5 protein-coding genes are annotated in these 12,037 nt (G+C 50.6%); 3 read left to right on the top strand and 2 right to left on the bottom strand.

The genetic code is table 11. The features are described from left to right. Nucleotides 1–169: 169 nt before the first annotated feature. Together ACOJTG_RS11420 and ACOJTG_RS11415 are read right to left on the bottom strand one after the other, a co-directional pair. Nucleotides 170–910, bottom strand: a complete 741-nt coding sequence (locus ACOJTG_RS11420; protein WP_420153924.1) for an SDR family oxidoreductase — start codon at nt 908–910, stop codon at nt 170–172. An 839-nt stretch (nt 911–1,749) separates the two neighbouring features. Continuing rightward, nucleotides 1,750–5,943: a two-component regulator propeller domain-containing protein gene (locus ACOJTG_RS11415; RefSeq protein ID WP_420153923.1), complete on the bottom strand. Its 4,194-nt coding sequence runs from the start codon at nt 5,941–5,943 to the stop codon at nt 1,750–1,752. 185 nt (nt 5,944–6,128) lie between these two features. Here ACOJTG_RS11415 and ACOJTG_RS11410 point away from each other — a divergent pair, with 185 nt between their 5' ends. From ACOJTG_RS11410 to ACOJTG_RS11400, 3 genes are all read left to right on the top strand, one after another. Then, nucleotides 6,129–8,030 (top strand): family 43 glycosylhydrolase, encoded by a 1,902-nt coding sequence (locus ACOJTG_RS11410; RefSeq protein ID WP_420153922.1) that lies wholly within the window; start codon nt 6,129–6,131, stop codon nt 8,028–8,030. A gap of 274 nt (nt 8,031–8,304) precedes the next feature. Beyond that, complete coding sequence (locus ACOJTG_RS11405) at nt 8,305–11,337, top strand: SusC/RagA family TonB-linked outer membrane protein (RefSeq protein ID WP_420153921.1); 3,033 nt, start codon at nt 8,305–8,307, stop codon at nt 11,335–11,337. A gap of 24 nt (nt 11,338–11,361) precedes the next feature. After that, on the top strand, nt 11,362–12,037 hold a 676-nt coding region (locus ACOJTG_RS11400; protein WP_420153920.1), incomplete at its 3' end, for a RagB/SusD family nutrient uptake outer membrane protein.

Below are 12,037 nucleotides of genomic sequence, written 5' to 3'. Positions count from 1 at the left end.
AAATCGGGAGCCGTTGCCTGATACGAAACCAGAGCGATCAGCGGATGCAAGGGCTTCGGCTGCTTCAGGTGCTCTAGCAGCTCAGTAATCGTTTTAAAAACGTGCATTTGCGGTGCTTTCATTCGGTCAATCTTTACAAGCGTAACGGCTGAGGAATAAATGCCCTCTACTAGTCCTGGGCGGTAGGACGAATGACAATATCACCAATTTCTACGTCATCCGGTTGTTCCAGGGCAAAGGCCGCCGCTCGGGCCACGGCTTCGGGCGGCAGGCCGAGCGTGTCCATTTGATCCGTAATGGCTGCTTTTAAGACTTCATTTTTCAACTGGGCTACAAAATCAGTTTTTACCATGCCCGGTGAAATGCCCGTTACCCGATACTTCCCTTTAGATTCCTGTCGTAAGGCTTCATGAATGGTGCGAACGGCATTTTTGGTTCCCGCGTAGACGCCCTGATTGGGCGTAATTTTAATACCCGAGGTGGAAATAATGGTAATGATGTGCCCGAAACCCTGTTGTTTGAATACCGCCAGCCCCGCAGCAATACCGTACAGGACGCCTTTTAGGTTAATATCGATCATCTTTTCCCAATCCCCAATTTGTAACTCATCCATTCGCGAAAGCTCACTCACGCCCGCGTTATTGATGATGGCGTCTACCTTTCCGTACTGCTGACGGGCCAACGCAACCAGACGCGTCAGATCTGCCTGCTGGCTTACATCGGTCAAGACATAAGTAGCCTGTCCGCCCTGTTCTTTAATCTGATGTACGAGTTCGATCAGACGATCTTCCCGCCGGGCTCCCAGAACCACAATCGCCCCTTGCTGAGCTAACAGGCGAGCGGTAGCCTGACCAATGCCACTACTGGCTCCCGTGATGACGATAACTTTTCCCTGATTTGTGCTTGGCATACGTGTGCTGTGAAATGTTTCGACAAAGTTCACAATCACCCGTTTGCTAAACGTAGCCTAAAATGCAGAAGACTTAGCCAAAATGTTGGGTAAGAATAAAAGTGTGTACAAACCTTGGTAGCCCGGCATGTCTCCGCTAAGATTCAGCCCAAGGTCCCTACATCCTATCCGGAATCAATAAATGAGATTAACTGATGGATTACCTTAACCCTAATAGTAAGGGCATTTTTGTAGTAAAATCAGGGCGTATGTTCGTATAGTAAATACCGTTACTTTTGTATCGTCTCGTTCATGCAGAGGGATTGAAATAAGATCTCTGCTCCTTGTGGCAGGGCCGGGTTCTCTGGTTGGAACCTGCTCCGTTAGTCAGGCTGATTTATGGGGATTATCACAATGACTGACGGAGTTCCTGCATAAGGAAGATTTCTAACGAAGAGTCCATGTAGCATTTTATATCCACCCACCTCTATGTATCCTGGTAAAGGCTTTCTCCGATTATTGGAGAGAGCCTTTATTATTTATTGTAAGGAATGCCTCCTACGCTTCTGGTTTGACCTAAGGAATGGCATTGTAGTTTCTTTTTAGATAACTGGCAAACAAGGGCCATGGCTCGCGATCAGGCGAAATACACGACTGGATCGTACTATCGCCCAATTCTTCCCCCTTAACTACCGAATTTGTACCCCGATCCAGGCGAGCGGGCGGCTTAGTATTGCCTACCGAAATCACGCTATGAACGCATCGCCTTCCAACCCCAGAAAAAGTCACCACTATGCATGGCTCATCTATGCATTAATGGTAGTCATTATTGGCTTAACCCTGTTTGTGATTTACACGTTTTAGCTACAGTCTTCTTCCAGCGGCGTAGGCGTCGTTCGGAATTGTCGGGCGTATTCCGAGGGCGGTACGTTGTACAGCTTCTGGAACATTTTCCGGAAATACTTCACGTCTTCAATGCCCACCTGATACGCAATATCCGATACCCGCATCGGGGTACTGGCCAGAAGCTGGGCGGCCCGTTTCATACGTACATCGCGAATGAATTCAACAACGGTTTGTCCGGTAATACTTTTCAGCCGCCGATAGAATACCGACTGACTCATGCCCATTTCCTGAACCAGGATCTGAACGTTGAATTCAGGTTCCTGTAATTGGTTTTCGACAATCTGCATGGCCTTTTCCAGGAAGAACTTATCGGCATCCGGAATGACGACTTCGGAGGGCTCCAGCAAGATTTTTCGCTGGTAGTACTCCCGTAGTTTGACCCGGTTCAGCAGTATACTCGTGATCTTGGCGTACAGGATTTTAGGATGGAAGGGCTTGGCGATGTAATCGTCGGCCCCGTGTTCCAGACCTTCTAGTTCGTACACCGCCGCGGCCCGGGCCGTGAGCAGCAACACGGGAATATGATTGGTTTTGGGATGCTGCTTGATTTTTCGACAAAGTTCCAGACCGTCGCTCCGGGGCATCATAATGTCACTAATGATCAGGTCGGGCAGACTCGTCAGGGCCTGATTCCAGCCATCCAGTCCATCGACGGCCGTCAGTACTTCAAATTCACCAACCAATAACTGGTGCAGATACTTCCGCACTTCTTCATTGTCTTCCACCACCAGCACGCGAAGCGAAATCGGTAACTGACTGGTTGCCGCGAGGAGTTCCGCATCGGCCTCGGGTAGCTCCAGCGTAACCGGAACGGCGGTTTCGGGAACGTGAATTTCGGAGGCTTGCAAATGGCGATTCCCGAAAGGCAGGCGGACTATGAAGGTAGTCCCCTGATCCGGGGCACTAGTCACTGAAACTTCGCCCCGGTGCCGTTCCACCCACTGTTTCACCAACGAAAGGCCAATGCCCGAACCTACAATCTTTAGGGTTTGGGTATGAGAAGCCTGGAAATAGGGATCGAAAATATGTTCCAGTTCTTCGGTGGGCATCCCTACACCCCAATCCCGTACCTGAATTTCCAGGTAATGCTGTAGAAGCCGACCGTTGTGGTACTCCGCTGACTGCCCGGCATCTCCCACGACCTGTAGGGACAAGCGAATCCGGTCTTGCGGGCGAGTGTACTTGAAAGCATTCGACAACAGATTAGTCAGAATGATTTCCAGTTTATTCCGGTCAAAATACAGGTAGATGGGCTCCGCTGGTTTTTCCAGCCGGTAATCCAGTTGCATTTCTTCGGCTTTGAGCTGATAAATGAGATACAGCTCTTCCACAAAACTGCTGATGTTTTCCCGACTGGCCTTCAGGGACAAATGACCCGACTCCACCTTGCGGAAATCGAGTAACTGATTCACCAGATCGAGTAGCTTACGCGTCTGGCTGTGCATGAGTAATACTTTTTCCCGTAAGCCACTTTGCTGGTATTTGGAAGATACCAGTTCTTCCATCGGCCCCAGAATCAGCGTAAGGGGCGTTCGGAGTTCGTGGGAGACATTCGTGAAAAAGCTCAGCTTCAAATCGGTCAGTTCCTTTTCTTTCTCATGCTGGAATTTTTCAAAAGCCAGCGTATTTTTCAGAGCCTGCTGGGCCGTCGCGATGCGGCGGTACAACAGCAGAGCCCCCGTTAGGATACAGCCATAGAGCACGTACGCCCACCAGCTTTTCCACCAGGGTGGCAGAATCGTTACCTGTACCTGAGCGGACTGGCTCGACCAGATGCCGTCGCCGTTGGTTGCTTTCACCAGAAACGTATATGTACCGGCAGCCAGGTTTGAAAAACTGGCCATCCGTTGTCCGCTGGGTAATTCCACCCAATCCGTGTTGTACCCTGCCAGACGATACGCGTACCGTTGCTTCTTCGGATTGGCGTAGTTGAGGGCGACAAAAGCCAGCGAAAAATCGTTTTCGGAGGCCTCCAGCCGAACATCCGGATTCGCCGAAAACGGCTTTTCCAGCAGTACCCGGCCGTTCAGGGTATCGCCGGTAGCTACGGGTTGATTGTGCACGCGAAATTCGGTGATCTGTACCAGCGGCGGATACGGATTCGGACGGATTGCGGCGGGTTTGAAAGACGTAATGCCATTGATACCGCCGAAGTAAAGCGTCCCGTCGCTGGAGCGGTAGGAGGCTCCGACTTTAAAGGAATTACTCTGAAGGCCGTCCGTCACATCATAATGCCAGAGCTGATGAGTACGGGGGTTAAACTGATACAGGCCCGTCCCGCCAATCCAGAGGTTCCCCGATTCGTCAAACTGTAAACTTTCAATATCGTTTTCGGGTACCCAGCGGCGGTAGCGTTCGATGCGTTCCGTACCGGGCGTGAGTCGGTGCAGACCACCCCCGATGGTACCAATCCAGAGGTTTCCGGCGGAATCTTTGGCCAGTGGCCATGCGTAATTCGTTTGCAGACTATTCGGATTACCCGGTTGGTGCGTAAAAGCTTTCAGCAAAGACAATTTACCCTGCCGGATCTGGAGCTTAAGTACGCCCTGATCCCGTGTACTGGCCCATAAACAATCCTGACTGGCATCGTACAGAAGCGAGGTAATCTGTCGCGTGGGCAAATTATGCTGATCGGGCGAGTAGGTTCCTTGGTATTTCCCCTGCTCATCGTACGCAAGAATACCGGCACTGCTGGTGGCAACCCAGAGCATACCGTGACGGTCCTGCGTGATATGTTCGATGCAGATGTTTCGCCAGTCCGGTCCGTTCGGGACGGGAGCTTGCAGGCGGGGTACTGAACTTCCGCCCGGAGCCATCCGCAAGAGGCCTTTGTAACGCGTACCGATCCATAAAGTGCCCTGGGTATCCTGATAGATAGCCGATACATCCATGCCATTATCCCGACCGAAGACCGTACTGCTCAGGTAATTTCGAAAGGTTTTGTGGCGGAGGTCGTAGCTGGCAAATCCGTTACGGGTACCCATCCAGATCTGCTGGGCTTTTTCGTCTTTAAAAATAGTATTGATGTAATTGTGAGCCGGAGTCGTAGAGCCTAGCATCTGCCGCCGGATGAGTCCGAATGGTTTCGAGCGGAGTTTCAGCAGGTTTAGTCCCCCGGCTGAAGTTGCCAGCCAGAGGTTGTTAAATCGATCTTCCAGAATATCGTGCACCCGTACGGAATTGATGCTGTATAGATCCGTATCCTGAGGCAGGAAGGTTTGTACATCGGTTACATCCAGCGGCAGGCCGCTACGCTGGGCAGGCCGCATGAGCATCAGGCCATAACTGGTACCAATCCAAAGCCGCTGAAATGAATCGAGAAACAGACTTTCGATCGTTGCAAACTGCAAGGGTAGGGCTTGCGGCTGTAAGTGGCCCCCCTGAGCGAGTATAGCGTCCGGAGCCCAGAATACCTGATTCCCCGTACCAATCCACAAATCACCCCGGTAATCCCGGTGAAGGGCCCGAATCGATGTTTGACCCAAGGCTTGTATCGGTAAGGCTTTACGCGTATGGGGCTTGATGACCCAGAGTCCATGATTAAGTGTTCCTACCCACACCTGTCCGGTACGATCTACCGCAAGTCGGGAAATACTGGGTTGACCAACAATAGGAATTCGGACAATCTTTTGAATGCTTCCCGAAACATCCAGTTCTATGACAAACAATCCGGCCTGATGCGTTGCCACCCAAAGACGCTGAGGAGCGTCGGAGGCAATGGCGTTGATGTTTACTTCGGATAATTGCTGAGCCAGAGCCTGAAAAGCAGCGGCTCCTGCACATTCCTGAATACTGGAAAAGCGGTCTTTTGAAGCGTCATACAGATATAGTCCGGCCCGTTCCACACCCACCCACAAGCGTCCGCTGGGGTCCACATGCAGCGTTCGGACGCGATTAGCCGTCGTGCCCAGGTGGTCATTCAGGGGCAAGTCGTACGTCTTCAGGGTATGCCCGTCGTACCGATCCAGCCCTTTGTTGGTTCCTACCCAGGTAAAACCCAGCCGATCCTGAGCCACGCACATGGCGTCACTGTGGGAGAGGCCTTCGTTGACCGTAATGTGTTCAAAGCGAAAAGGTGCGGATTGAGCCATCGCCGGTATCAGGCAACCACTCATCCAGAAAAGACAACTTAAGAAAAAGAACTTCATAGATTGGCTAATATGCCCCTCTGTTTTGACGAAAAAAAGCCTCCCCGGCCATTACGCAGGTTCTAACTTTGTTGTACGCGTTGGGTAAGAGAAATAATCCACTCGAAAATCAACTTAAAAAGATCATAAGTTTACTTATTTTTCTCTTATTCGCAAGATTTTTTCAATTCCTTTTCAAAACCTTTATGTCCTATCGTATTCTTTTTTGTCTGTGGCTTTTCATGGGTTTTGTTTCCGCCGGATGGGCTAAACCCCTTCGGAAAGAACCCTATTCGGCGTACCTTTTCGTTTACTTTACCGGTAAAGGAGCTAATCAGGAAGCCATACGTTTTGCCGTCAGTAAAGATGGTTACAACTACAAGGCTCTCAACTTCAATCAGCCGATCATCCCCTCGGCCGAGATAAGTGCCACGGGCGGCGTTCGCGATCCGCATATTTTGCGTAGTGAAGATGGCAAGTCGTTTTATATGGTAGCCACGGATATGCACACCGTCAAAAACAGCTGGGGACCGAACCACGGCATGGTGCTGCTTCGTTCGAAGGATCTACTGCATTGGCAATCCAGTAAAATTGACATTACGCAAACCTATCCGGCATTTAAGGAAGTAAACCGGGTATGGGCTCCGCAGACCATCTACGATCCCGTCGCGAAAAAGTATATGATTTACTGGTCCATGCGATTCGGGCAAGATGCTGATAAAATCTACTATGCCTACGCTAACGCAGATTTTACGGCCTTGGAGAGTACACCTCAGTTGCTCTTCACCAACCCTCAGGGTGGTTCCTGTATCGATGCGGATATTATCCGGAAAGATGGCGTATACCACCTGTTCTATAAAACGGAAGGCAACGGTAATGGCATCAAGCAGTCTACCGCCAAACAATTGACGGGCCCCTATACTCAGCACGACGCCTACCTGCAACAGACCAAGGATCCAGTCGAAGGCTCCGGAATTTTTAAACTCAACCATTCCGACCAGTACATTCTTATGTACGATGTCTACACCAAGGGCCGCTACGAATTTACGACCAGCAAAGACCTGGAGCATTTTACGAAAGTAGACCACGAAATATCCATGAATTTCCTCCCCCGGCACGGTACTATACTGCCGATCACGCAGGCGGAGTATCAGGCTTTGACGAAGCAGTGGCCGCTGGCGAATAACCCCGTACTGGGTGGTCATTTTGCGGATCCGGAAGTGCTGTACGCGGAGAAAACGGGTAAGTTCTATCTCTATCCAACCAGTGATGGTTTTGATAACTGGGGAGGTACGTACTTTAAAACCTTTTCGTCCACGAATCTGGTTGACTGGCATGACGAAGGCGTGATTCTGGATTTGCCCAAGCAAACCACCTGGGCCAACCGCAACGCCTGGGCTCCGTGCATCGTGGAGAAGAAAATCGGGGGCAAGTATCAATACTTCTATTACTACTCAGGAGCCCAGAAAATTGGGCTGGCCATTGCCGATGAACCGACGGGACCTTTTACGGACATTGGTAAGCCTTTCATTGATAAACACCCGGAAGGCATTAAAAACGGTCAGGAAATTGATCCGGATGTGTTTACCGATCCAGAAACGAATAAAAGTTACCTGTACTGGGGAAATGGCTATCTGGCCGCGGCGGAGCTGAGTGAAGATATGCGTTCAATCAAACCCGAAACGCAGAAAATTCTAACGCCGGATCAGACCTTCCGTGAAGGCACCTACGTCATTTATCGGAAAGGAACGTATTATTTCTTTTGGTCGGAAGACGATACCCGTAGCGAAAACTACCGGGTACGCTACGCTACGGCGAAGTCTCCGCTGGGTCCTCTGACCATTCCGGCCCATAACCTCGTCATCGAAAAAGACAAGAGTCGCGGAATTTACGGTACGGGGCACAACTCCGTCATTCAGGTGCCGGGCAAGGATGAGTGGTACATCGTCTATCACCGCTTCCGCTACCCCGATGGCATTACGCTGGGCGACGCGGCGGGGTACAACCGGGAGACCTGTATCGATCGGCTGAGCTTCAATGCGGACGGCAGTATTGCCCCGACGAAACCCACCTTAGAAGGAATTGCTCCCGTGACTCTGAAAAAGTAAACTTGGCTTTTCATACTTCAAACAGCTGGTGCTCTGAGCATCAGCTGTTTTTTTATGTCCAAGCAGTACTTCCGATTACTTTTTCAGGAATGTTTAGGTAACTCGCTGATTCTGAATAGAGCAAAGTCAAATTTACCCCCGCTTTTTGACGAAATCGTCCCCGTTTGTTCTGCTTAAGGACCTCTACTTTTGGACTATTCAAGTAAATAGTTTAACCGACCGCTATCGATTGAATATTAATTCTACCAATAGTTAGACACCTTTTTTTACTTCTATGAAATTTAAATGGCTACTTATTTGTGGAGCGATGTTACCCCTGCGAGGTGGATTCGCCCAGCCCTGGACCGGAAGTTCGTTACACGCCTCAGCGAAGACTTCCCGTCAAGCCATTATTATCACCGGAAAAGTAACCGACGGCAACGGACAGGGAATTCCCGGTACTAGCGTTTCCTTAAAAGGAACGACGCTGGGAACGAATACCGATACCGATGGGAATTTCAGACTACAGATTCCCGAGGGTACGTCCAATCCAATCCTGGTTTTCTCGTATGTAGGGTATGCCACGCAGGAAATAGCAGTAGGCTCACAGACCACCATTAATGTCCAACTGAAAGACGATAGCCGGGCCTTGAGCGAGGTTGTCGTGGTGGGCTATGGTACCCAGAAACGTTCGGACATTACGGGCTCAGTAGCATCTGTACCGAAGGGACGTTTGTCGCAATTGCCCGTTACCAACGTATTGCAGGCCGTACAGGGATCCGTGGCGGGGGTAAATATCTCGCAGCCTTCTTCCGTACCCGGTGCTTCCCCTTCTACGACCATTCGGGGCCAGAACTCGATCAACGCCAATTCAGGACCGTTTGTGGTGGTGGATGGTATTCCGCTGAGTAAGACGGGTGGTTCACTCAACGACATCAACCCGAATGACATCGAGTCGATGGAAATTCTGAAAGATGCCTCTGCTGTAGCCATTTACGGTACGAACGGTGCCAACGGGGTAATCCTGATTACGACCAAACGCGGTACTACCGGTAAGCCCACCATCCGTTACAATAATTACGTAGGAATTGAAGAGTTCTCACACATTCTTCGTCCCAGAAACGGAGCGGAATACGTTCAGAAGTACGCCGATTTTATTGCACAAACGGGTCAGAAGGCACCATTCCCCGTTCCGAACTACGACGAGCTTCCTAATTACAACGCCGGGATCACGACTGACTGGATCAAGGAATCGACCCAGACGGGCGTTCTGCAGGATCATAACCTAAGCATTTCCGGCGGTTCTCCTAACGTTCGGTACTTTGTTTCCGGCGAGTTTCTGGATCAGAAAGGTGTAGTGAAGGGCTATAATTATAAGCGGGCCAGTTTCCGCTCGAACCTCGATGTAACGCTGACGGATTTTCTAACGGTTGGAACCTCGCTCTTCATCGCTAACAACAACCGCGACGGTGGCCGGGCTAACCTGCTGAATGCTTCGGCCATGAGCCCCTACGGCCAGATGTACAATACAAACGGGACGTACAAGATTTTCCCCATGTTCCCCGAGCAATTGTTTACGAACCCCCTGCTGGGTTTAACCACGGATCGACTGGATCGGAGTACGAATCTGAACGGAAACGGCTATGTAGAGGTGAAGTTGCCCGGTAAACTGGACGGTCTGAAGTACCGCATGAACATTGGGTACTCTTACATTCCAGCCCGTACGGGTAGCTACGTAGGTCGTGCGGCCAATGACCTGATCGGAACGGCGAATACGTTTTTCTCAGAAACTAACAGTTTCACGCTGGAAAACATCATTTCCTACACCAAAGATTTTGGTAAACACCACTTTGATTTCACGGGTCTGTACAGTGCTCAACAACGGAAATATGGTACCGCCTCGGGTGAAGCGAAAGGTTTTGTAAATGATCAACTTTCCTTCAACAACCTCGGAGCGGGTGCTACGCAGTCCAGCAACTCCTACGCGGATCGTTACGCCCTGAACTCTCAAATGGGCCGGGTGAACTATTCGTATGACAGTCGCTATTTGTTGACCGTTACGGCCCGGAATGACGGATCCTCGGTTTTCGGAGGGAATACAACGAAGTATGGTCTGTTCCCCTCAGCGGCTTTGGGCTGGAACATCAGCAACGAGGCCTTCATGAAGAATCAGAACATCGTTAACAACCTGAAACTGCGTTTCTCGTACGGAAAAACGGGTAACGAAGCCATCAGCGTGTACCGGACGATTACGACGTCCAACACGGGCCGCTCGCCTTTTAACGGCATCAGTACTATTGGAACTTTCCCGGGCAACTTAGGAAACAACAATCTGCAATGGGAAACGACCTTGAGTCAGAACTTAGGTGTGGATTTCGGACTCTTCAACGACCGTATCAACGGTAGTGTGGAGTTGTACAAAAACCGCACGAAAGGCCTCCTGCTGTTGCGAAGCCTTCCCATCCTGACGGGTTATTCCAGCGTATTCGACAACCTGGGAGAAACCTCCAATACCGGGGTTGAAGTAACGCTGAACACGCGTAACCTCACGGCTTCGGATTTCAAGTGGGAGACAACCCTCGTCTTTGCCTCCAACCGCAACCGCATCGTGGATTTGTACGGCGATAAGAAAGATGATTTAGGAAACCGCTGGTTCATTGGAAAGCCCATCAGTGTCATCTACGATTACAAAATGATCGGGGTTTGGCAACAGGGCGAAAGTGCGGCCGATCAGGATCCCGGGGCCGTTGCGGGGGATTTGAAGTTTGCCGATATCGACGGAGATGGTAAGATTACTCCCGATGGCGACCGAATTATTCTCGGACAAACGGCTCCTAAATGGACGGGCGGTTTAACCAACACCTTCCATTACAAAAACTTCCACCTGAATGTGTTCATTCAAACCGTACAGGGGCTAACCCGTAATAACGCGGATTTGACCTACGCCGATGAAACGGGCAAACGGAATACACCCATTGAGGTAGGTTACTGGACGGCTGAAAACAAAAGCAATACCCGGCCTTCACTCGCTTATCGTAACACGCGGGGCTATGGCTACGCTTCAGATGCGAGCTTTACGCGGATCAAGGACGTAACGCTGAGCTACAATCTGAGCCAGAATCTGGCGAACAAATTGGGTCTGGGTAGCCTGACCGTATATGCCAGTGGTCGGAACCTGTACACCTTCACCAACTGGATCGGTTGGGATCCTGAGGCGGTACAACAGTCCCGTGGAACGCAGGCTTCCAGCGACCCAAACACTAGCTGGACCAACAACTATCCCGTGACCCGTTCACTGGTACTGGGCTTAAATGTTTCGCTTCGTTAATACGCGATTTTACTCTTGAACACGATGAAAAAAATATATCTAAAGCTGGCGGCCCTGGCGGCAGTAGCTCTGGCAACTTCGTCCTGCCAAAAAAGCTTTCTTGACGAAAAACCGTATTCCGCTTACACGCCCGTTACCCTAAACGATTCGCTGGGGCTTAATTCCTCCCTGGTTGGGCTGTATAATCACACCAGTACGTACTACTCGTGGTCAAGCCGGCAGGGCTGGCTCAGCGTGTGGCAAGTGGGGACGGACGTAGCCAATGCCACGGCCAATCAGCAGGGGATCGAAATTCCGTATTACAACTACACGCTGCTGACCCCTACGGACGAAGCTGCGGGCTATTTCTGGAACCGGAATTACATCATGGTGAACCTCACCAACACGATCATCAATTCCGTCGATAATCCGAGCTTGACGGCAATCAGTCAGGGCGGCAAGAATCGCATCAGTGCCGAAGCCAAGTTTTTCAGAGCGTATGCCTACAATAATCTGGCTACCTGTTTTGGCGGCGTTCCTGTGATTACGACGGCGTTGACGGGTCCTAAAACGGATTTCGTGCGGGCTTCGCTCGATGAAGTCAACAAACTCATTGTGGAGGATTTGACTTTTGCGGTCAATAACTTACCTGACATTGAAAGCGTAGGTAGTAACACCAAAGGGAAGCTGTACGGTCGGGCCCATAAGTTCATGGCCATGC

This window comes from Siphonobacter sp., from assembly GCF_048595215.1.
GTDB lineage: Bacteria > Bacteroidota > Bacteroidia > Cytophagales > Spirosomataceae > Siphonobacter.
The sequence above is the reverse complement of the archived record's forward strand: the minus strand, read 5'-3'. Positions and strand labels throughout refer to the sequence as shown.

Excerpts from the sequence above, each read along its gene's own strand:
- ACOJTG_RS11420 (WP_420153924.1), bottom strand. The coding sequence starts at position 910 with ATGCCAAGCACAAATCAGGGAAAAGTTATCGTCATCACGGGAGCCAGT.
- ACOJTG_RS11415 (WP_420153923.1), bottom strand. The coding sequence starts at position 5,943 with ATGAAGTTCTTTTTCTTAAGTTGTCTTTTCTGGATGAGTGGTTGCCTG.
- ACOJTG_RS11410 (WP_420153922.1), top strand. The coding sequence starts at position 6,129 with ATGTCCTATCGTATTCTTTTTTGTCTGTGGCTTTTCATGGGTTTTGTT.
- ACOJTG_RS11405 (WP_420153921.1), top strand. The coding sequence starts at position 8,305 with ATGAAATTTAAATGGCTACTTATTTGTGGAGCGATGTTACCCCTGCGA.